The sequence below is a fragment of the Algoriphagus sp. TR-M9 genome, from assembly GCF_027594545.1.
GTDB classification, from domain to species: domain Bacteria; phylum Bacteroidota; class Bacteroidia; order Cytophagales; family Cyclobacteriaceae; genus Algoriphagus; species Algoriphagus halophytocola.
Genome location: NZ_CP115160.1, coordinates 4,620,259 through 4,639,913 on the forward strand (window position 1 = coordinate 4,620,259; position 19,655 = coordinate 4,639,913).

Genomic DNA, 19,655 nt, shown 5'->3' on the forward strand with positions numbered 1-19,655 from the left:
CCAGAAAGGGAGGCTTTTGCATGAATATGGGGTCAGCTTATTTCATCAGCTCTTTTCTCTTCAGGATGGTCTCCAAAAACTTCCGCTCATTTTCAGAATTGAAAATCCGGAAGGGGAGATGGATGAATTGGGCCTTGGAGAGGTACAGTAAGTACGCTTCATTTTTGATCTGGGCGCTTTTGATCATATTCCATTGTACAGGCATTCCCTGCTTTGGATTGATTTTCATCAGGATCTGACGGCTATCTATTTCGTAAGCCATTTTTTCGAAAATCATTTTATTCTGCTCCATTTGGGTTACGCCGGTAAACTGAATCGCCCAGAACAATACGTAGAGGCCGTACCCCAGCAATCCGCCTATGATCCACCAGATGGATGGAATCCAAAAATATCCGCACATGATGGCTATGGCAATCGGGATTACCCACCACTGTTGTTTCAATACGTTGGCTAATGCGATTTTAATATAGGTACCAGTAGGGAGCTGGTATTTTTTTGTTTTTACTATCATCACTTCTATTTTTCAGAGCGCAAATATCCACCTATCCAAGGGATTAAACAAGCCAAACGAATTCATAATACGCCGCTCAAGGCCCCGAACTTCTGCCTGTGGTCCAGTTGGTACGATTGCTGAATGATCGCTATAAACCAGTAAGAATCCTAAAATCAATGGATTAGGAGTAGATTTTATCAAAACAAATCGCCTAGACCATTGATTTACTAAAGGTATTCGATTATCTTATTTGAAATTTTTCACTATGGATAGCCTAATAATAGATCTTATTCTTTTCGCGGCGGCATACGTGGTATTCGTGTATGTCTTGGCAACTATGACCAGAAGGTCCATGAAAAGTGGTGGTAAAAATGAGGATGACGGAGACGGAGGAATAGAAGACTTCACCCCGCCCAAAATTGATTTACCGCCTGGTGTGATCTGGCCCAGCGACTCGCCCAAAGGACGCAAAATCCCGGAGCCGGTGGAGTTTTAATTACACTTGTCGCAGGTTCCCTGCACCAAGAGACTCATTTCTTTTTTCTTAAAGCCTTTTGGGAGACTTACAGCCGGCAGCGTGATGTCTTCCAGACAAATAGTTTCCCCACAATTTTCACACTTAAAGTGTACATGCTCATGACTATGGTTTTCCTCCTCATGGGTACAAAGTGCGTATTTGGTGGCGCCGCTATCGTCCAAGACCTTGTGAATAATATCGCTTTCCAAAAAAGTATTCAGTGTCCTGTAGATGGTAACTCTATCAAACTGACTGTCTAAGGATTCCTCTAGATCTGAATGGGCAAGTGCCACTTGCTTATCCAGAAATTCCCGGATGATTTCCTGCCGGCAATCGGTTATTCGGAGTTTGTGATTTTGTAGTATGGTTAATGGGCTGGTCATATGCATGTATTTCAAACAAAACTAAGCAAAAATTGATTTCAAGCGAATCGAATTAAATACCGATATGGATATCCGCTTTCTTACCAGTAGCTAGAGAAATTATGGGTTAAGGTTTCTTTCAACGCGCTGTGGGCAGTGGACTGTCGTTGGTGGACGATTATCTGCTACTATCCAGCCGCATTCTTTAACTACTGGCATTATTGCGTATAATCATAAATACCGAATAGCAGGTTGTTGATTAACCAAAAAAAATGGGTGCCAAGCTGACACCCATTTTCAAAATAAATAATCCCCTTTGTTTATTTAGGATCTAGTATGGCATTGATCCGCTCTAAAGCATCTTCCAGATGAAGCTTTGACATTCTATCGGAAGTCCTGGCAATAGCTGATTTGATGTCTTTTTGAAGGATTTTCAGTTCTCCTCTAGCCATAGGTCTGATGTCAGACTGGGAGGCATTGATCGGGGTACCGTAATACCTTCTCAATGCAGAAGGGATGTTTGGACCATCATTGGTCATCAAGTATTCTAAACGCTCGATATGGGCTCTTTGCAGGGCTCTTCTGTGAACATCTATGGTCTTGCCAGAAGGAAGCTCTGACCAGATGCCTTTTCTCAGGTCATCAAATAGCTCGGTGATTTTGTAAGCCTCGTCACCGTTCAGTGCTTCATTTTCAATCACTCGGCCTAATCTTCCCATGTCCAGCACGGCGTTCAGCGTGTTGGCTTGTACGCTTCTGATTCTTTCCAGTGCTCCGAAATCCTGCGTTCTGGCAAAAATTTCATCTTGCATCAGCCACTCCGGAGTGGTAAATAATTCTGCATTTAAAAAGGCAATGGCAGATTTCTGGATGTCCTTGGCAGTATGGGTATAAACCGGCTCCTCCTGTCCAGATGCTCTATAAACCTCAGCTACACCACCTACATTGGTTTTTACATGCCCCATGTATCGGTTAAACTGGGTGACTACTTGACCGTACATTTCATCTAGGTCATCATAGTTCTTAAAGGGTTTATCTTCTTCAGCGGTCCACTCCATCAGGTTTGGAACAATTCTCTTTAAGTTAGCGATACCATACTCAGAGGCTTTCATGGAGTTGTCGCCCAGGTCTTCACTTTGAGCGGTAGGATCGTAGCTATTTCCTTGACGCCCATATCTATATACAGGATCATCTTGCTTTTCCATGATCCACTGATCCAAGGTCATTAACTCATCTTCAGGAGTTTCAGCATCTAGGATGGGTCTGTAGCCCCAAGCCACGGCATACTTATCGTAAGGGCCTATATTTGGCATCAGACTCACACCTTCATCGCCTGGCTGTGCGATGTAATTGAATCGTGCATAATCCATAATGGATGGAGCAGTTCCCATTTCTTTAGTGAAAGCAGCATCTCTCAGTTTTTCCACTGGGTAAGCGTGAGAAGAGGCAAAGTTATGCGGTAGTCCAAGTGTGTGTCCCACCTCGTGAGATGAAACAAATCTGACCAGTCTACCCATTACTTCATCTTTGAACTGTACACTTCTAGCGTCAGGATTGATCGCGGCAGTTTGGATAAAGAACCAGTTTCTCAGTAGGTTCATCACGTTATGATACCATCCTATATCAGATTCCAGGATTTCTCCTGATCGTGGATCAGACACGTGAGGGCCATAGGCATTTTGGATATCAGAAGCGAAATATCTGATTACGGAATAACGGGCATCTTCTGGACTCCAGTCTGGGTCTTCCTCAGGTGTAGGAGCTAGCTTCGCCACAATGGCATTTTTGAAACCAGCTTCCTCAAAAGCCGCTTGCCAATCTTCCACTCCGGCGATCAGGTAGGGTACCCACTGCTTAGGGGTGGCAGGATCGATGTAGTAAACGATCTGTTTTTTCGGCTCTACGAGCTCTCCAGCTTTGAATTTTTCTATATCCTCGTCTTTCACTTCCAGTCTCCATCTGTCCAGGAAGGATCTTCGTTCTGCCTTCTGAGCGTCAGAGCCATAATCCACTATAGATCTGCTGAACCAGCCTACGCGCTGATCGCTGAGTCTTTGCTTCATTGGTTCCTTTGGCAGTAAAAGCATGGAAGAGTTCATCTCCAATGTAATAGATCCAGTGGAGCTGTTAGAAGGAGGGTCATTAGCCAGATAAGTCATTACGTATCTAGCTTCGATATTGATCGGGTAGGTGTGGATATGGTCGATGTACGATCTGTCTGTATCCAGACGGGTGACTTTGTATTGCGTGCGTTGTCTCTTTGGTAAGCCGATGGCCTGCACGTCCTTCGCAAAAAGGTCGGTCACCTCAATCACGATTCCGGTAGAATCTGTTTGGTTAGATTTGATGTCAAACTTCTGCAGCAAAGGCTCCAAGTTGGAGTTTTTCACAGCCAGGGCAATTGGCAGAGAGTCTGCTGCGTAGTTGTTTACGGAGGAGATTTTCAGATGGATTTCATCGTTATATTTCTCCCATTTCATCATCAGTGTGTTGGTGCGTTCTCCACCGTAGCCTATTCCGTCGGCAGTTTTGGCGATGGTGGTGACCATGAGCATGTCCCTGTTCAGCAGGGAATCAGGGATTTCATAGTAATACTTGTTTTCGATCTGGTGCACCTTGAACAAGCCATCTTTGGACTTGGCTTTGGAAGTGATGACTTCACTGTACGGCTTAGGACCGGAGTCTTTGCTTCCGTTAGCAGGCTTTGCCGTAGGTGCGGAGGTCTCTTTTTTAGCATTCTTCTTTTTCTTTTTTTGAGCAAAAGAATCTGTAGAATACATCATAGCGCCCATTACAGCTAAAACTAGGGTAAGTCTCTTCAGTAATTTGGGTAGGGTATTTCTCATTTGTATGGATTTGGGTAAGAAATAATTAAACCATGAATTTCTTGAATGGATTGGAAAGGATTTTCCATTTTTGATGAGCGGTATATTGAACCATTCAAAGGCAAAGGGTCATGCATAAATATGAAATAATTATAGTTGGTGGTGGACTGGCCGGTTTGGTGTCTGGATTTTTACTGGCAAAAAGTGGCAAAAAAGTTCTCTTGATCGAAAAGAAGACTTACCCTTTTCATCGGGTATGCGGGGAATATGTGTCAAAGGAAGTGGAAGATTTCCTGAGAAGGGAAGCGCTCCTGCCTACTGCGCTAGATCTGCCTAGAATGACTCATTTTCATTTCTCAGATACTTCAGGTAGCATGGCCAAAGTTCCCTTGGATCTAGGTGGATTTGGAATCAGCCGATATGTTTTGGACGATTACCTGTTTCAGCAGGCTAAAGCAATGGGGGTAAGCCCGAAAACCGGAGCGGCTGCAGAAACCATCACTTTTGACCCTACCGAAAACCATTTTAAAGTTGGGCTTCGCGGTGGAGAGGAATTCTATGCAGAATTTGTCATAGGGGCATTTGGGAAGAGGTCAAAGCTGGACAAGACGTTGAACCGGCCATTTATAGCAAAGCGCAGCCCGTACATAGGGGTGAAATATCATATCAGGACGGAATTTGACACCAGTGCAGTAGCCCTGCATAATTTCGATGGGGGGTATTGTGGGCTCAATGCCATAGAGGAGGGCAAAGGAAATCTTTGCTATTTGGGAAGTAGGGAAGCATTAAGGCAATTTGGCTCACTTGACAAAATGGAGCGGGAGATCCTGTGGAAAAATCCTCATCTCAACAAACTGTTTAATGAAAGTGATTTTCTTTTGGAAAAGCCAGAAGTGATCAACGAGATCAATTTTGAGAAAAAGAAGCCGGTCGAAAACCATATCCTCATGGCTGGCGATTCAGCAGGATTGATTACTCCTCTCTGTGGCAACGGAATGGCCATGGCTATACACGCCGGGAAGCTCGCCGCCGAGGCGATCCTGCAAGGCAAAGATAGAGAACAGGTAGAAAACCTGTACGCCAGGGGCTGGAAGGCAAAGTTTGAACGGAGGCTTTGGGTGGGGAGAAATTCTCAGCGCCTTTTTGGGGGGCATCGTGCCTCTGGTTTTGCCCGGTCTTTGATCTCCAATTTCCCCGGCTTTGCGAAGCTTATCATCAGTCAAACTCACGGGAAGGTCATCTAATACCCCAAGGCTTGATGGATCTGGGTATTTTCAAAAAAATAATAGATAAAGAAAGCATTCAGCATAATAGCCGAAATCAGATTCATCCCCATCATCCAAGAATAATTGGCATATTTCACAGCATCGAGTCTGATGAAATTGAACCAAACCAAAAAGTAAATCATCACAGGTGCTAAGGCCGCCAAAAACATCCAGAGCACATCCTCTTGGTTTCTATCCAAAAAAAACCACGCAAATGCCGCACCCGCCAGAATAAAGAGCAGCGAAGCGAAGAGAAATGTCCCGCGAATCCCCAGCACCAAACTCAAGGTCTGGTCACCGCGGCGGGAATCTTCCCCATGCTGGTAAACCTGCGTAAGAGGATAAGATGCCCAAAGCAAGGAGCTGGTCAATAATCCGGGTATAATTACATGTTCTTTGAAAAGCACTGTATAGTCTAAACTGCTGACGCCCGCGTAGGCAATTGCAAATGTGAAATACCCTTGAAATAGCCCAGCAATAAACCAGCTCAGCCAGGGGTATTTTTTGATTCGAAGCCTGGGATGGGAATAAGCCATGCTCACTAGGCCGTACAGCAAAATCATCGCGGCAATGCTCAGGTTAATAGTCCATCCTATACCTATGGCTATGACCCAAAGGCTCATGGATAGCCATAAAAGATCAGAAGTCACTTTGGGAGGATGCCTTAATCCTCCTATACTTTCCTCGTCCTTGTCAAAATAGCTGTTATAGCCATTACTGGAAGGGTATAGAAAGAGGTGCAAAGCGACAAAGACCCATATCAGCCTGGATTCATTGAGGTTAGGGGTGAAAGCCAAGGCAAAGAAAAACACCGGCACTAAGAAAAAAGAGAAAGGAATGCGTAAGTGCTTAAGGCTGGATTTGCTGATCATTGCGTAGATGGGGATAAGAATTCCCCTAAGTGAGGGGCAATACAAGGTAACTTTAATCTAAGTGATATTTAATCTCTTAACTTAAGGGGAGTAAAATCTTTAGCAAAAACATTGCAATGTCTTTCGGGTTGGGATATAGAACACTTTTAGAAAAAGCAATTTATGGCAAGTAGTATAGTGAGTATAGGTCTGGCAAACCCGGGAGCGCCTATCGCACAAGCGAGCATCGCAGATTTTATGAAAAAAGCCCATCAGCTGGATGAGCTGGAATCGCGAAAACTGGGTTTTCTTTACCGCAAATCGGGGATTGATACTCGATACAGTGTCTTGGATGATTTTGAAAAATCTGGATCTTCTGAGTTTACTTTTTTTCCGAAAAGTGAAGATTTCGAACCCTTTCCAGGAACCAAAGCCCGAATGGATGTATTCAGCAAGACTGCTGCTGATTTGTGCGAAACGGCAGCCAGAAGTTGCTTGTCAAAACCTAAAACCCATACCTCGGAGGTTTCCCATTTGATCTTGGTGTCCTGTACCGGGATGATGGCTCCTGGAGTAGAATTACAGCTGATGGAGCGCCTGGGCTTGCAGGATTCTGTGGAGCGGTACTGTGTGCATTTCATGGGATGCTATGCCGCTTTTACGGGTTTGAAATTAGCAGATAAAATAGTCTTAGCAGAGCCTGAGGCCAAGGTGCTCTTGGTATCTGTAGAGCTTTGTACCTTGCACTTTCAAAAGGAATACAGCGAGGATAATGTGCTGGCCAATTCCCTTTTTGGAGATGGTGCAGCTGCGGCTTTGGTGATGAATTCTGAGCAGGGTATGAAGATGCAGTCTTACCAAAGCAATGTGCTCCGGGAAGGAGAGGCTGATATGGCTTGGGGAATCGGGGATTTTGGCTTTGAGATGCGTCTGAGTAAGTATATTCCTACTTTGCTGGACAAAGGTATTCAGCAGCTTTTGGAAAAATTTGAGCATAAATATCAATTATCCACCTTGAAACATTTTGCGATTCATCCTGGGGGGAAGCAGATTTTGCAAAAGGTCAAAGAAGCTTTCCAGTTGCCGGACTCCGCCAATACACATGCTCTTGAGGTGTTGTCGAAATTTGGGAATATGTCCTCCAGTACTATTCTTTTTGTTTTGCACAGCATGATGGAAGATCCAGCTATACAGGGAAAAATCCTTGCCATGGGCTTTGGTCCGGGCTTGACATTGGAAACCTTATTATTGGACAAGCAATGAGTCTATTTGCGCAGCGAAGTGAAGAAAAGGAGCTGATGGATGACCTGGAATGCTCGGGGGCGGAGTTGTCACACACTTTGGCGGAGTTGAAAACAATAAACCGCTGGCTAGGCGGTAATTACGTCTCTACCAATGGACTGCTAAAGATCTGCAAGCGCTACCCTCAGGACAGCTATACCCTTGCGGATATAGGCTGTGGAGGGGGAGATATGATCAAAGTAATGCAAAAATGGGCGGATGATCAGAAAAAAGATATTAACTTTATAGGCATCGATGCCAACAAAAATATCATTGATCTGGCTCGAGAAAGATTAGCTGACCTGCCCAAAGTCACCTGGAGAGTGCAGAATGTTTTTAGTGAAGAATTCTCCGAAGAAAAAGTAGATATATCTACTTGCACGCTCTTTACACATCATTTTACCGATAGCGAGTTAGTCGGACTTTTGAAATCTCTCAAGGCCAAATCCAGACTTGGGATTGTAATTAATGACCTTCATAGGCATTGGTTTGCTTTTTACAGCATCAAATTTCTGACCTGGTTATTCAGTAAATCTGAGATGGTCAAACATGATGCGTCCTTATCTGTGTTAAGGAGTTTTTCTAAATCAGACTGGGAAAAAACGCTTAGATCTGCAGAAATTGATAATTTTGAAATAAGCTGGCACTGGGCTTTTCGCTGGCAAGTGAACATATATTTTAGTAAACCATCAATTAAAATCAATTAAAAATGGAAGATTACGGAATTTCTCAAGAAACCATGGACGCACTCTATGCTGACGGAATTAGTCTGGCAGCAGAGGTGGCATTTAGAATTATAGGGGCATTACTCTTTTACTTCATAGGCAGAGCTATTGTCAAAAAGGTACTGAAAACCATCGCGAGAGCTTTGGAAAAAAGAGATGACACGCCTTCATTGAATGAATTTCTTAATAGTTTCTCTAAGATCCTGCTATACTTTATCCTATTCGTAGGAGTGCTGATGATTCTGGGAGTTCCGGGCAGTTCGTTCTTAGCTGTATTTGGAGCTGCTGGTTTAGCTATAGGTTTGGCGCTTCAGGGCTCACTGTCCAATTTTGCCGGAGGACTTTTGATTCTTGCCTTCAAACCTTTCAAAGTAGGACATGTGATCGTGGCCCAAGGTCATACCGGTACTGTGGCCAGAGTACAGGTGCTTTATACTCACTTGATGACATTTGACAATCAGGAAGTGATCATTCCGAACGGAAATTTGGCCAATTCTGATATCATCAATATGAGTACGCAGGAAACCCGAAGAGCCGAACTGAAAGTAGGCGTAGCTTACGGCACTAATATCAAGCAGGCCAAGGAAATCATCTTGAACATTTTCGAAAATGACCCTAGAGCCCTGAAAGATCCTGCTCCATTTGTGGCACTGAGCAATTTTGGCGATAGCTCACTGGATATAGTGGTGCGTGTATGGGCCAAGTCTGCCGATATGTGGCCGATGTATTTCGATGGAATGGAAGCGATCAACACGGAGTTTGAGAAGCATGGCATCGAGATTCCATTCCCTCAGCGAGTGGTACATCAGATTCAAGAAAAAGCAGATGGAGAGGGATAATCCTTAACAATTGTCAACAAAATGGAAAAGGTGGCCAGTCGGTCACCTTTTCGTTTTTTAAAAACGGATAAGAATATCTTCTAGGGGTTTCCGTTGTATATCCGGTACGTATGTTTCTGCTTTGGCATAGCCTACCGGAATTAGCAGGTAGGGCTTTTCATGGGCAGGTCTTTTTAAAAGCTTACTTAGAAAATTCATGGGACTTGGCGTATGGGTCACAGCGACCAGCCCCGCCTTATGTATAGCTGATAGGAGCATTCCGCAGGCAATTCCCACCGACTCATTGACATAATAATGTTGGATTTTTTCGCCGTTTTTCATTCCATAGGACTGTTTGAAAACTACGATGAGAAAGGGAGCTTCCTCCAAAAAAGGCTTTTCCCAGGTAGTTCCTAATGGTTTCAAGTCTTCTTTCCAAGTAGCAGACATGCGGCTGGCATAGCTGGTTTTTTCTTCCTCTTCCGCAGCTTTTCTGATTTTGGTCTTCAGTTCGGAATCCGAGATCAAGCAGAAGGTCCAAGGCTGCTTATGAGCTCCTGATGGAGCAGTATTAGCTGTTTTGATGATGTTTTCCAGAACTTCTACTGGGATGGGTGTGGAGTCAAATTCACGTACTGTACGTCTTTGCTCCATTTCTTGGTAGAAAGCCTCACTTCTGGAAACCATTTCATTTCCAGTGAGCTTGGGCCTATGGTATTTGACGTGAGGGAATCCTTCTATTCTTTTCTTTTCCATAAAAAAACGACTATCTGCGAAAGATAGCCGTTTTGAATGATTCAAATCAAGGATCAATCTATTGTGATTTCTTTGCTTCCTCCCGGGTAAACTACCGTTCCACTCCGATCACATGCTCCATTGCCAAAATCCATTGAAACTTCTATACCTCTAAAATCAAACTGTAACACACCTGAACTAGCCAAAGTATTTCCTGTGGCGATGCAGTCCTGTCGGAAAATCAAGGGTTCTACTACCGAGGTACTGTATTCAAACCCTTCTCTGCTTACTCCTGAAGCGGTTCCGGTTATGCTGGCTTGATAGCCTTGGGTACTGAGGGTGATTTCTCTACTTTGAAAGCTGGTGTAAGTCACGTAAGATCCGTCAGGCCAAGTTACCTTTCCGTTTTCTACTTTAACCTCTAAAGAAATAGAGTTGGCGTCCAAATCCACACCGGTATTGGTGATGGTTCTTTTGCCTTCTACTTGAAAACCATTCACTTCATAATCTTCAAATGTAGCAACTATGGTAGCCCCCTGAAAAAGCACATTTCCGGAGTAAGCCAGGTTGATGATACCTTTACGAACGGTTCCGTTTTCGCTGGTGCATCCATCTCCGAAGTCTATGCTGATGGTTTTATTTGCTTCATCCAGGATGATAGTAGCTGCTGCGCAGATGTTATTGGATGGGATCTCTACCGCGGTTCGCATGCCTAAACTACTATTGCTCATGGCAGAAAGGGTGATATTGTCCAGGTCCTCCAGGGCTGCATTTACGGCTAGGTCTTCTTCTACCACAGCCAAATCTGGCTCTGGTACAGGGTCGTCAGATGTGTCACAGCTACTAGCAAAAGTCAATAGTAGCAATAAGTAAAGTGGGTTAAATTTCAGTGCTTTCATAAATATATTTAGTTGAGGGGTTGAGTATTTGTCTTGAGGCGGCTTCAAAAGGCTTCCCGGCGTCTGCCTGAGCTGATTCGAAGTCCATTTCCTGTTATTGAGGATACATTTCGACTGGCGATACTATTGAGAAAACCTCTTTTTCTTGGAAGTTTTAGACTTTCCACCAGCACAGCCTATGTTTTGGGTGAAAGAGATTTCTTCAGGGAAAATCCCCATTCCAGAGCCCTGCGCTATTGCTCGATCTTCTTCCTCAGCGTAGGACTTATCTTTATTATCGGGTTTGCTTGCAGTCATAGATGAAGGATTTCTAGATTAAAACGCACACATATCAAATTCGAGTATCCCTGCATTCAAGGATTAAGCCAAAATCACCAATAAGCAGCACTCAATACCTATCTTTGGGGATGAATGGATTTGATTTCGATAATTCAACACTCGAAGAAAAGCTCAAAGAAGGCAAAGCGAGGACAGGAACCCTTTCATTATTAAGGCTTTTTGTGTTTTTGGCCATGGGTGGCAGCTTTGTGCTCACACTTTCTGACGCTCCGATTTGGGGGGTGGCTTTGGGGATTTCGGTTGCTGGATTTATTTTTTTGATCAAGAAATACAATCATCAAAAAGACCAGGAAGCCATTTACCTTAGCTTGCAGCAAATAGAGACCAGTCGTCAAAAAAGAGTGGCTAGGAGCTTGGCAGGACTAAAGTCTGGAAGTGAATTTCTGGATAAAAACCACCCATTTTCCAATGATCTGGATTTATTTGGGGAGCACTCTCTTTTCCAGCTTCTCAATCATACCGTGAGCCGCCCGGGTGCGCAGGCGCTAGCGGATCGAATGAAGTCAAGTTTGGATTTGGAAAAAGCCAAAGCGTATAGAGAGGCCTCTACAGAATTGGCTAGCAAACCGGAATTTCTTCAAGCCATGGAAAGTATTGGCTTAGCATTTTACAGTGATGAAAAAGCAAACGCTGGCTGGATCAAGTGGCTGAATAGTCCCGAAAAGAGCAATTCCCTTATTCCCTTGTTGGCTTACATTGGGCCGCTTGGAGGCTTGGCACTGGCTGTTTTATCCTATCTGGGAGTTATACCGGGAGCTTTTCTTGGGATTTGGATATTGGTAGGTATGCTTTTTTTGGGGATGGTGTTCAAGTCCTTGAAAACCGCCGCCGAGGAGATACCCAGCAGAAACCAGCTGAAGACCTACAGATATTGGCTTTCTGTATTGGAAGCGCAAAGTTTCAATTCTTCACTTTTAATAGCCCATCAAAAACACTTTTTATTAGCTCATCGGAAAGCTTCTCAGCTGTTTGACCAGCTGGATAGCTTGGGACTTTGGATCCAAAACAGGATCAATATCCTTTACATTCCGCTAAACCTGTTTTTTTGGACAGACTTATTTCTCTTTGTCCGCTTGGTTTCCTGGAAGTCAAATTACGGTGGGCTTGTTGCCAATTTCCCTTCCCAATTGGTGGAATGGGAGGTTTTGGTGTCTTTGGGGGCTTTTGAAAATGAGGTAGGAGGCAAAGGGGAAGTGATTGCTGTGGAAGATGGATTGAAAGCTGAGGAATTGGCACATCCGCTGCTTTTGCCTGCCAAAGCTGTGGCAAATGACTTCAAGATGGATCAGAATCAAAGCATAATTCTTTTGACTGGCGCAAATATGAGTGGAAAAACCACCTTTATGCGAACGCTGGGGATCAATTGTGTGTTGGTAAACCTAGGCTTAAAACCTTATGCGAAAGCGTTTGGCTTTGGAAACTTCCAGTTATACACCAGCATGAGAAATTCCGATAATCTGGGTGAAAGTGTAAGCTCCTTTTATGCGGAATTGAGCAGGATCAAGACGCTGATCGATCGAATAGAAAAAGGGGAGAAGATATTCTTTTTACTCGATGAGATTCTGAAAGGAACCAATACGGAGGATAGAATAGCGGGTTCTGAAGCGCTGATTAGGCAGGTAAATGCTACTCGGTCTTTGGGAATAATCAGTACCCATGATATAGAGCTATCGGGAATGGAAGAGCGTATTGATAGGGTGAAAAACTATAGTTTTCACTCTGAAATCCACGATCAAAAAATTGACTTTGATTACACCATAAAGCCGGGCGCATGTCCCAGTTTCAATGCACACAAGCTAATGGAGCTGATGGGGATTCGTTTCCAGCATGAAAAGTAATTTTACCATAAACATGAAAATCCTAATTTTGAATTTGTTTTAAATTATGGCAATAAAACCCCAATCCCCCATCCTCGGCGTACTAGGCGGTGGCCAGCTGGGCAGAATGCTGATCCAGTCGGCAGTGAACTACAACCAGGATATCCACATTTTGGATCCGGATCCAAATGCTCCCTGTAAGGATCTTTGTCAGCGTTTTACTGCGGGATCTTTGAAAGATTTCGATACAGTTTATGCGTTTGGACATGGCTGTGATGTGATCACTGTGGAGATAGAAAGTGTTAATACAGAAGCTCTTGAGAAGTTACAGCGCGAAGGGAAGAAGGTTTTTCCACAACCCCATATTCTGAATCTGATCAAGGATAAGAGAAAGCAAAAGCAGTTCTACCAGCATCATAATATTCCTACAGCAGATTTCATTTTGACAGCTGATAAGGCAGAAGTTATCCACAATTCTGCTTTCCTGCCAGCGGTGAATAAACTGGGAAAAGAAGGTTATGATGGAAGAGGAGTACAAGTGTTGCGCTCAGAGAATGACTTGGAAAAAGCTTTTGATGCACCTGGATTATTGGAGAAGTTGATTGATTTTGACACGGAAATCGCGGTGACAGTTGCTAGAAATGAAGCCGGGGAAATGCTCGCTTATCCTGCAGTGGAGTGCGCTTTTCACCCTACAGCAAATCTGGTCGAATACCTTTTTGCGCCAGCTCAAATCAGTGCAGAAATAGAGCAGAAGGCTCAGGAAATAGCCAAAGATGTCATTTTGAAATTGGGCATGGTGGGTATTTTGGCCGTAGAGATGTTTGTGACCAAAGATGGCGAAGTACTGGTCAATGAAGTAGCGCCTCGCCCTCATAACAGCGGACACCATACCATTGAGGCCAATTTCACCTCTCAATTTGAACAGCACCTAAGATCGGTGATGAACTGGCCACTGGGTAATCCATCTTTAAGATGTCCGGCAGCCATGATCAACTTACTGGGTGAAGAAGGACATGAAGGTGTAGCCTACGTGGAAGGGATGGAAGAAGCGATGAAGGAGGAAGGGGTTTATATCCACCTGTATGGCAAAAAAATCACCAAGCCTTTTCGGAAAATGGGACATGTGACCATTTTGGATGAAAATATAGATCAGTTAAAAGAACGGGCTACCCGAATCAAGGAGCTCATTAAAATCAAATCAAAAGCATGAATCCACAAGTAGGAATTATCATGGGAAGTCAGTCGGACCTTCCTATCATGGCAGAGGCGGCGCAAATGCTGGAAGAACTTGGTGTAGGCTATGAACTTACCGTAGTTTCGGCGCATCGTACGCCGGAACGCATGATTGACTATGCGCATTCAGCCAGAGAAAGGGGCATCAAGGTAATCGTAGCCGGAGCGGGCGGAGCAGCGCACCTGCCAGGAATGGTAGCTTCTATGACCAGTTTGCCGGTAATCGGGGTGCCTATCAAAAGCTCCAATTCCATAGATGGCTGGGATAGTATTCTTTCCATTTTGCAAATGCCGGGAGGTATACCTGTGGCTACTGTAGCACTGAACGGTGGGAAAAATGCCGGGATTTTGGCTGCTTCCATGGTGGGTTCCTTTGATGCTAAAGTAGGGGCTTCGCTGGATGCCTATAAAAAGACCCTGAAAGAAAAAGTAGAGGCTTCAGCCTCTGAAATAGAGTCCAAAGGCTGGAAAGAAATCCTTAAAAAATAACAAGAGCTTGTCTCAGCAGGCTATCAGCTTTGTGGTTAAATGAAATGATGCCAGTAGTTAAAGAATGTGGCTATGTAGTAGCGGATAATCGTCCACAGACGACAGTCCACTGCCCACAGCACATAAAAAGAAACCTGAACCCATAATTTCTCTCGCTACTGGAAAGAAGGCGGATTATCATTATAGTATTTTACTTATGAACTGGAAAAAGCCAATTCGTTTTAAAGTAGGGGATGTACCCTGGGAGATACCCTTGCATGTGCTGATTATGCTGATCGCAATTACCTTAGTAATGATGGGTTTTGGGGCATATTTTGGGTTTCGCTTTGGTAGCGGTACACTCTAATCTGTAAAAATCCCCCAACCATCGTCATAGCTTTCATCTCTGCTAAACCCGCGGTGCCATTCTAAAAACAAGATTCTAAACTCCTCTATCGCCTCCCTGAGTAGTTCCAGATGTTCTTGAGCGTGAGTTTCTTCAGCTTGCAGCTGATAGGTCATGCCATTAAGACTCTTTGCATGCACTTTGATAATGACGGCTTTCTCCATTTTCAGCGCATAGTCGGCAATGGATTCTGCACCGGCAAATTTGGCGCTCATGATCATCGCGTCCTCCATCATGATATTGCCGTAAAGCTCCCTTCTGGCTTCGTCCAGGCTACCCACTAAAGCTCGGGTAAGGCCAAGGATTTCCTTGGCCTTTTTCATTACCGGGTGTTTATAGACTCTGTCGTGTTCTTTTTTGGGATCATACTCTTCATCGTCCTCCCAATCAGAATCTTCATCATCAAAATCGTCCCACATAATATATTGTTTTTAGAATGGAAGCTTATCCTCTTCGCCTTCTGAGTGGAAAGTGTCCACTTCAGGCATTTGTGGAGGAGCTGATTCCGACCCGTTTTTTACGACTTTATATGCTTTCACATCTGTGTACCATCTGCCGTTGAATTCCCGGCTTTCCACATCTACACTTAGGGTGACATCTTCGCCGTTATTGATGGCAAATTGGTCTATTTTGTCTCCCCAAAGTGCCACGCATACTTTTTTAGGATATTGCCCGGGAGTTTCTAGGATAAATTCCTGCTTTCTCCATTCGTTTCCACTTTTTGATTTTCCACCTACTTCGGGTAGTTTTTGAATAATTTTTCCGCTCAGTTCCATTATTGTTACATTGATTTTCTATCAAACGAAGGTACACAATGCCCTTGAAATTTTGCATTTGAAAAGAATGATTTAAGTTAATGAAAAATTGTGTGTTTAACATTTTTTGGCATTATCATTGGAGAAAAGTGCATGAAAGTGAAATGACGGGTCTGATTTTATACCGTCATTTGCTGAATATGCGGAATTTTATTTGGAAATGGGTTTTGTGATCTATTTCATGATAAAATCCTATCTATTTCTTTGCAGAGATGTAATTGAAAGCATACTTTTAAAGTCATTCAAGATTCTTCACACTAACTAGATACTATGGCCTAGACCTTTACGTTTATATTAAACCAACTTAAAATGAGTAAGCGAATAGGTCCAAAGGACAGTGAATTAATTGCACAGTATCGGAATGGCAACAATGCTGCGTTTGATCTCTTGGTAGATCGCTATCAAAATAAAATGTTTACTACCATTTTTCTGATCGTTAAGGATCGGAAGATTGCTGAGGATTTGCTTCAGGATGTATTTGTCAAAGTGGTGAAAACCCTAAATTCTGACAAGTACAATGAGGAGGGGAAATTTCAGCCATGGGTGATGAGAATAGCGCATAATCTTGCTATAGATCACTTTAGGAAGGCCAAAAGGTATCCTACCATCATGATGGAGGATGGAACCAATATTTTCAATTCTTTGCGTTTTGCAGAGGAGAATATTGAAGACCGTCAGGTAAAAGAAGAAAATATTGAGTTGGTGAAGCGTTTGATAGAGGAACTGCCAGAGGCTCAAAAGGAAGTTTTGATTATGCGGCATTACCTGGATATGAGTTTTCAGGAAATCGCAGATAAAACAGGAGTTAGTATTAACACGGCTTTGGGGAGAATGCGATACGCGCTGATCCACCTGAGGAAGAAAATGAAACAAATAAACTTTGCTTATGATAAAACCATTTACCCCAAATGACCTGATCAGATATATCTATCAGGAAATGCCGGAGGTAGAGCAAGAACTCTTAGTGCAAGCCTTGCAAAGCGATCAAGCGCTGATGCAAGAATATGTAGAGATGCTGAGCACAATAGAGCAGATGGATCAGGTCCAGCTCCAGCCTTCGGAAAAAGTAGTAAAAGCGATCAAGATGAGCGCAAAGTCTACGGGACTTGAAAAAGTCTAAAAGAAACCGGCAACCCCGCTATTTTGCGGGGTTTTTTATTGGAAGTTTGGCAATGCTTCCTGATGAAAAGCTCCAAAAAGTTTTGACTCTTTATATTATTGGAATTGGCTCGCCAATTTTACTGGAAATGTAGATATGATATTCTACCAGTAAAGTTTCCAAAGCAAAATCAGGCAGGAGAGGCCTACTTCGTTTTCTCCTCCTAGACAACAAAGGAAATTAGGATACAGGTAGGTTTCCTTAGATTCAAATTACTGTATCACACTATTTATAAAAGTCGCCGCCTCCTGAAATAAGGGAGGATAGGTAGAGTCCTGAAATCCATGCCCCTCATTGGGAACAATGGTAAACTGATGCGCAACTCCGGCAGACTCCAGCGCATCCGCTAAAATTTCACTTTGAGAAATGGGCACCACCGTGTCCACAGTCCCATGAAAAAATAGGGTAGGGACAGATTCAGAATCCACAAATTCTACTGGGCTTGAATCCACATAGCCTTCGGGATTGCTTTCTGGTGTACCTCCTATCAGGCCTTGTAAACCTAGCTTGGTGATGGGGCTGAATTCATATAATGCAGTCAAATCTGTAGGCGGGAAAAAAGCGATGGCTGCCTGTATATCCCCAATTTCCTGATGCTTGTAGGCATGAAGCAGGGCCAAATGTCCCCCCGCACTGGCGCCAGCCAAAACAATTTTGTCAGAAATATTCCATTCAGAGCTTTTAGAAAGCACAAAAGTCACTGCATCTATCACATCATTTTCCTGTTGAGGAAAGCCATTTGCCCCGGTATTCAAATTATATAGGTTATAATTGATCGCCACAAAGGCATAATCGGGGAGAACTGCGCTCATCAAGTCTTTGAAAGCGACAAATTCTTCCTTGCTTCCTTCCACCCAGGCGCCGCCATGGATATAAATCATTACAGGTGTGCTTGCCGTGGATCTGCCGGCTGGTAGGTAAATGTCCAAAAGTTGGTTTCCCGTGGTACCGTAGGAGAGGTTTAGTTCTGTTTTTTCCGGTAAGCCAGTTATGGGATTCTCATCAGGTTCGCTGCTACAAGCCAAAAGGATAAGCGTAGCAAAAACCAAGAAAGAAGAATTTCTAAAAAATGTCAGGAATATTTTCATGGACTAAAACCATTTGATAAGTGAAGATATTAATTGTTTGGTTCTGAAACCGTACGGCGGACGAAGCATACTGATAGTTGTCATCCCAATACGCTGTTTGAGTACTCCTTTTTGATTGCTAAACTCCAAAAAGCCAAAATGCCCATGGGCTTTGCCTATTCCACTGTTATTGACACCTCCAAAGGGGAGATTGGGATGCGAATAGTGGAGCACACAATCATTAATGACAGCGTTTCCGGATGAAGTCTCGGCGATAACCAGTTGCTGCCTGGTCTTTTCATTGCCAAAATAATACAGCGCTAAAGGTTTTGGCTTAGAATTGATGTGATCTATCGCTTCGTCCAGCTTTTGAAAGGTGCGGATGGGAAGCAAAGGACCAAAAATCTCCTCTTGCATGATTTTCATTGAATCATCTACATTCGTCAGAATAGTAGGCTCTATATAATGTGTAGCAGCATTGGAGTTCCCACCAAATGCAATGCTGGCTCCTCGATGCTCAGCATCGGCAAGGTAATCCATTAAGCGGTCAAAATGTTTCTTGTTGACTATCCTAGCCAAATCTGCTGATTCTTCTATGCCTTTATATTCGGTATCGTACATTTTTTGGAGCCCAAGCTTTAGCTCCATCATCAGTTCCGCTAGTACGCTCTCATGGGCCAGGATATAGTCAGGAGCAATACATGTTTGCCCACAATTGACAAATTTGCCCCAGAGGATTTTTTCTGCGGCATCGTGTAAGTCAGCATTTTGGTCGATGATCACGGGGGATTTTCCGCCCAACTCCAAAGTCACTGAGGTGAGATGTTCGGCAGCGGCACGCATGACTATTTTTCCCACTGAGGGACTTCCCGTGAAGAAGATATGATCAAAGGGCAACTTAAGAAGTTCTTGGGAGACTTCTATTTCACCCTGGATTACAGCGACTTCATTGGGGGCAAACAGTTCGCTGATCATTTTTTGCAGTAGGGCAGCAGTATGTGGAGTTAATTCTGAAGGTTTGATGATAGCCGTGCAGCCCGCGGCCAATGCTGATATCAAAGGCTCAATGGCCAGGTTAAAAGGGTAATTCCAAGGTGCTATGATGAGAGACCTGCCTTTGGGCTCGAAGTAAAGCTTGCCTTTGGTTCCCAGCATGGTAAGTGGCGTGCTGACTGAAGTCGGAGCCATCCATTTTTCCAGGTTTTTGAGGCAGTGGTTGATTTCGGAAATCACCGGATAGACTTCGCTCAAGTCGGTTTCTGCTGCTGGTTTCCCAAAGTCATTTGCAAGTGCAGCACGAATTTGAGTTTGATTCGCTTTGATCCAAGTTCGGATATTTTTCAGACGGGAGGCCCTTTCCTCGAAGGTGGAAAGTCTCCAGTTCATGGCTACCTCTGCCTGGGACTCAAAAGCAGCTTGAGGAGTGAGAACGAAGTCTGATTGATTGTTAAGTGATTCCATTGGGTGATTTCGGTGTATGCGGTAATACGAATGTCAAGATACAAAAGATTTGAGACCCAGAGGGTTCAAAGTTTCGGGGATTTTTTTGGTGGTTTTAGTGACTTTTTGGCCAGTTG

General features: G+C 43.8%; 22 protein-coding genes. 11 read left to right on the forward strand and 11 right to left on the reverse strand.

The features are described 5' to 3' along the window. Positions 1-37: 37 nt before the first annotated feature. On the reverse strand, positions 38-511 hold the full coding sequence (locus tag PBT90_RS19745) for a YcxB family protein (protein ID WP_264808220.1): 474 nt from the start codon (positions 509-511) through the stop codon (positions 38-40). Between the two features lie 247 nt (positions 512-758). Here PBT90_RS19745 and PBT90_RS19750 point away from each other — a divergent pair, with 247 nt between their 5' ends. Then, a complete protein-coding gene (locus tag PBT90_RS19750) occupies positions 759-989 on the forward strand; it encodes a hypothetical protein (protein WP_264808221.1) in 231 nt (76 codons plus the stop codon). Here PBT90_RS19750 and PBT90_RS19755 read toward each other — a convergent pair. Both PBT90_RS19755 and PBT90_RS19760 read right to left on the reverse strand, forming a co-directional pair. Continuing rightward, on the reverse strand, positions 986-1,393 hold the full coding sequence (locus tag PBT90_RS19755; RefSeq protein WP_264808222.1) for a Fur family transcriptional regulator: 408 nt from the start codon (positions 1,391-1,393) through the stop codon (positions 986-988). The genes PBT90_RS19750 and PBT90_RS19755 overlap by 4 nt on opposite strands. Positions 1,394-1,692: 299 nt before the next feature. Beyond that, complete coding sequence (locus tag PBT90_RS19760) at positions 1,693-4,218, reverse strand: zinc-dependent metalloprotease (RefSeq protein WP_264808223.1); 2,526 nt, start codon at positions 4,216-4,218, stop codon at positions 1,693-1,695. Positions 4,219-4,328: 110 nt separating this feature from the next. Here PBT90_RS19760 and PBT90_RS19765 point away from each other — a divergent pair, with 110 nt between their 5' ends. After that, positions 4,329-5,441: an NAD(P)/FAD-dependent oxidoreductase gene (locus PBT90_RS19765; protein ID WP_264808224.1), complete on the forward strand. Its 1,113-nt coding sequence runs from the start codon at positions 4,329-4,331 to the stop codon at positions 5,439-5,441. Here the strand turns inward: PBT90_RS19765 and PBT90_RS19770 are convergent. Further along, positions 5,438-6,334 carry a UbiA family prenyltransferase gene (locus tag PBT90_RS19770; protein ID WP_264808225.1) on the reverse strand — a complete coding sequence of 299 codons (897 nt, stop codon included), beginning with the start codon at positions 6,332-6,334 and terminating at the stop codon, positions 5,438-5,440. The genes PBT90_RS19765 and PBT90_RS19770 overlap by 4 nt on opposite strands. A 162-nt stretch (positions 6,335-6,496) precedes the next feature. On the opposite strand from PBT90_RS19770, the gene PBT90_RS19775 reads away from it, so the two are divergent. From PBT90_RS19775 to PBT90_RS19785, 3 genes are read left to right on the forward strand one after another with little or no spacing between them, the layout of a single operon-like run. Further along, complete coding sequence (locus PBT90_RS19775) at positions 6,497-7,576, forward strand: type III polyketide synthase (protein WP_264808226.1); 1,080 nt, start codon at positions 6,497-6,499, stop codon at positions 7,574-7,576. Continuing rightward, positions 7,573-8,301: a methyltransferase domain-containing protein gene (locus tag PBT90_RS19780; RefSeq protein WP_264808227.1), complete on the forward strand. Its 729-nt coding sequence runs from the start codon at positions 7,573-7,575 to the stop codon at positions 8,299-8,301. Before PBT90_RS19775 ends, PBT90_RS19780 begins: the two co-directional genes overlap by 4 nt. Positions 8,302-8,303: 2 nt before the next feature. Next, the gene (locus tag PBT90_RS19785; protein ID WP_264808228.1) at positions 8,304-9,158 is read left to right on the forward strand and encodes a mechanosensitive ion channel family protein; all 855 of its coding nucleotides are present in this window, start codon (positions 8,304-8,306) and stop codon (positions 9,156-9,158) included. Positions 9,159-9,215: 57 nt separating this feature from the next. Here the strand turns inward: PBT90_RS19785 and PBT90_RS19790 are convergent, their stop codons facing one another. The 3 genes from PBT90_RS19790 to PBT90_RS19800 form a co-directional block, all read right to left on the reverse strand. Then, positions 9,216-9,893, reverse strand: a complete 678-nt coding sequence (locus tag PBT90_RS19790) for a nitroreductase family protein (protein WP_264808229.1) — start codon at positions 9,891-9,893, stop codon at positions 9,216-9,218. A gap of 53 nt (positions 9,894-9,946) precedes the next feature. Next, complete coding sequence (locus PBT90_RS19795) at positions 9,947-10,771, reverse strand: hypothetical protein (RefSeq protein WP_264808230.1); 825 nt, start codon at positions 10,769-10,771, stop codon at positions 9,947-9,949. A 123-nt stretch (positions 10,772-10,894) separates the two neighbouring features. Then, on the reverse strand, positions 10,895-11,068 hold the full coding sequence (locus tag PBT90_RS19800) for a hypothetical protein (protein WP_264808231.1): 174 nt from the start codon (positions 11,066-11,068) through the stop codon (positions 10,895-10,897). Between the two features lie 110 nt (positions 11,069-11,178). Between PBT90_RS19800 and PBT90_RS19805 the strand changes: the two genes are divergently transcribed. The 4 genes from PBT90_RS19805 to PBT90_RS19820 all read left to right on the forward strand — a co-directional run bounded on the left by PBT90_RS19805 (position 11,179) and on the right by PBT90_RS19820 (position 14,998). Next, on the forward strand, positions 11,179-12,948 hold the full coding sequence (locus PBT90_RS19805; protein WP_264808232.1) for a MutS-related protein: 1,770 nt from the start codon (positions 11,179-11,181) through the stop codon (positions 12,946-12,948). Positions 12,949-12,994: 46 nt separating this feature from the next. Further along, positions 12,995-14,140, forward strand: coding sequence for a 5-(carboxyamino)imidazole ribonucleotide synthase (locus PBT90_RS19810; protein ID WP_264808233.1), 1,146 nt, complete (start codon positions 12,995-12,997; stop codon positions 14,138-14,140). Then, entirely contained in the window at positions 14,137-14,652 is a 516-nt protein-coding gene (purE, locus tag PBT90_RS19815) for a 5-(carboxyamino)imidazole ribonucleotide mutase (protein WP_264808234.1), read from the forward strand. Before PBT90_RS19810 ends, purE begins: the two co-directional genes overlap by 4 nt. Positions 14,653-14,848: 196 nt before the next feature. Continuing rightward, on the forward strand, positions 14,849-14,998 hold the full coding sequence (locus tag PBT90_RS19820) for a hypothetical protein (RefSeq protein WP_264808235.1): 150 nt from the start codon (positions 14,849-14,851) through the stop codon (positions 14,996-14,998). Here PBT90_RS19820 and PBT90_RS19825 read toward each other — a convergent pair. Both PBT90_RS19825 and PBT90_RS19830 read right to left on the reverse strand, forming a co-directional pair. Further along, on the reverse strand, positions 14,995-15,456 hold the full coding sequence (locus PBT90_RS19825; protein ID WP_264808236.1) for a hypothetical protein: 462 nt from the start codon (positions 15,454-15,456) through the stop codon (positions 14,995-14,997). The two genes, PBT90_RS19820 and PBT90_RS19825, sit on opposite strands and share 4 nt — an antisense overlap. A 12-nt stretch (positions 15,457-15,468) precedes the next feature. Beyond that, a complete protein-coding gene (locus tag PBT90_RS19830) occupies positions 15,469-15,813 on the reverse strand; it encodes a DUF3127 domain-containing protein (protein ID WP_264808237.1) in 345 nt (114 codons plus the stop codon). Positions 15,814-16,161: 348 nt separating this feature from the next. On the opposite strand from PBT90_RS19830, the gene PBT90_RS19835 reads away from it, so the two are divergent. Both PBT90_RS19835 and PBT90_RS19840 read left to right on the forward strand, forming a co-directional pair. Then, a complete protein-coding gene (locus PBT90_RS19835; protein WP_264808238.1) occupies positions 16,162-16,764 on the forward strand; it encodes an RNA polymerase sigma factor in 603 nt (200 codons plus the stop codon). Next, the gene (locus PBT90_RS19840; protein ID WP_264808239.1) at positions 16,739-16,972 is read left to right on the forward strand and encodes a hypothetical protein; all 234 of its coding nucleotides are present in this window, start codon (positions 16,739-16,741) and stop codon (positions 16,970-16,972) included. Before PBT90_RS19835 ends, PBT90_RS19840 begins: the two co-directional genes overlap by 26 nt. Before the next feature lie 251 nt (positions 16,973-17,223). On the opposite strand, the gene PBT90_RS19845 is transcribed toward PBT90_RS19840, so the two are convergent. Further along, positions 17,224-18,099, reverse strand: a complete 876-nt coding sequence (locus PBT90_RS19845) for an alpha/beta hydrolase (protein WP_264808240.1) — start codon at positions 18,097-18,099, stop codon at positions 17,224-17,226. 3 nt (positions 18,100-18,102) lie between these two features. After that, entirely contained in the window at positions 18,103-19,539 is a 1,437-nt protein-coding gene (locus PBT90_RS19850; protein WP_264808241.1) for an aldehyde dehydrogenase family protein, read from the reverse strand. Positions 19,540-19,655: the final 116 nt, after the last annotated feature.

Coding starts and splice junctions, on each gene's coding strand:
- PBT90_RS19820 (WP_264808235.1), top strand. CDS start 14,849: ATGAACTGGAAAAAGCCAATTCGTTTTAAAGTAGGGGATGTACCCTGG.
- PBT90_RS19805 (WP_264808232.1), top strand. CDS start 11,179: ATGAATGGATTTGATTTCGATAATTCAACACTCGAAGAAAAGCTCAAA.
- PBT90_RS19840 (WP_264808239.1), top strand. CDS start 16,739: ATGATAAAACCATTTACCCCAAATGACCTGATCAGATATATCTATCAG.
- PBT90_RS19765 (WP_264808224.1), top strand. CDS start 4,329: ATGCATAAATATGAAATAATTATAGTTGGTGGTGGACTGGCCGGTTTG.
- purE (WP_264808234.1), top strand. CDS start 14,137: ATGAATCCACAAGTAGGAATTATCATGGGAAGTCAGTCGGACCTTCCT.
- PBT90_RS19745 (WP_264808220.1), bottom strand. CDS start 511: ATGATAGTAAAAACAAAAAAATACCAGCTCCCTACTGGTACCTATATT.
- PBT90_RS19835 (WP_264808238.1), top strand. CDS start 16,162: ATGAGTAAGCGAATAGGTCCAAAGGACAGTGAATTAATTGCACAGTAT.
- PBT90_RS19760 (WP_264808223.1), bottom strand. CDS start 4,218: ATGAGAAATACCCTACCCAAATTACTGAAGAGACTTACCCTAGTTTTA.
- PBT90_RS19780 (WP_264808227.1), top strand. CDS start 7,573: ATGAGTCTATTTGCGCAGCGAAGTGAAGAAAAGGAGCTGATGGATGAC.
- PBT90_RS19800 (WP_264808231.1), bottom strand. CDS start 11,068: ATGACTGCAAGCAAACCCGATAATAAAGATAAGTCCTACGCTGAGGAA.
- PBT90_RS19775 (WP_264808226.1), top strand. CDS start 6,497: ATGGCAAGTAGTATAGTGAGTATAGGTCTGGCAAACCCGGGAGCGCCT.
- PBT90_RS19810 (WP_264808233.1), top strand. CDS start 12,995: ATGGCAATAAAACCCCAATCCCCCATCCTCGGCGTACTAGGCGGTGGC.
- PBT90_RS19755 (WP_264808222.1), bottom strand. CDS start 1,393: ATGACCAGCCCATTAACCATACTACAAAATCACAAACTCCGAATAACC.
- PBT90_RS19785 (WP_264808228.1), top strand. CDS start 8,304: ATGGAAGATTACGGAATTTCTCAAGAAACCATGGACGCACTCTATGCT.
- PBT90_RS19750 (WP_264808221.1), top strand. CDS start 759: ATGGATAGCCTAATAATAGATCTTATTCTTTTCGCGGCGGCATACGTG.
- PBT90_RS19770 (WP_264808225.1), bottom strand. CDS start 6,334: ATGATCAGCAAATCCAGCCTTAAGCACTTACGCATTCCTTTCTCTTTT.
- PBT90_RS19790 (WP_264808229.1), bottom strand. CDS start 9,893: ATGGAAAAGAAAAGAATAGAAGGATTCCCTCACGTCAAATACCATAGG.
- PBT90_RS19830 (WP_264808237.1), bottom strand. CDS start 15,813: ATGGAACTGAGCGGAAAAATTATTCAAAAACTACCCGAAGTAGGTGGA.
- PBT90_RS19850 (WP_264808241.1), bottom strand. CDS start 19,539: ATGGAATCACTTAACAATCAATCAGACTTCGTTCTCACTCCTCAAGCT.
- PBT90_RS19845 (WP_264808240.1), bottom strand. CDS start 18,099: ATGAAAATATTCCTGACATTTTTTAGAAATTCTTCTTTCTTGGTTTTT.
- PBT90_RS19795 (WP_264808230.1), bottom strand. CDS start 10,771: ATGAAAGCACTGAAATTTAACCCACTTTACTTATTGCTACTATTGACT.
- PBT90_RS19825 (WP_264808236.1), bottom strand. CDS start 15,456: ATGTGGGACGATTTTGATGATGAAGATTCTGATTGGGAGGACGATGAA.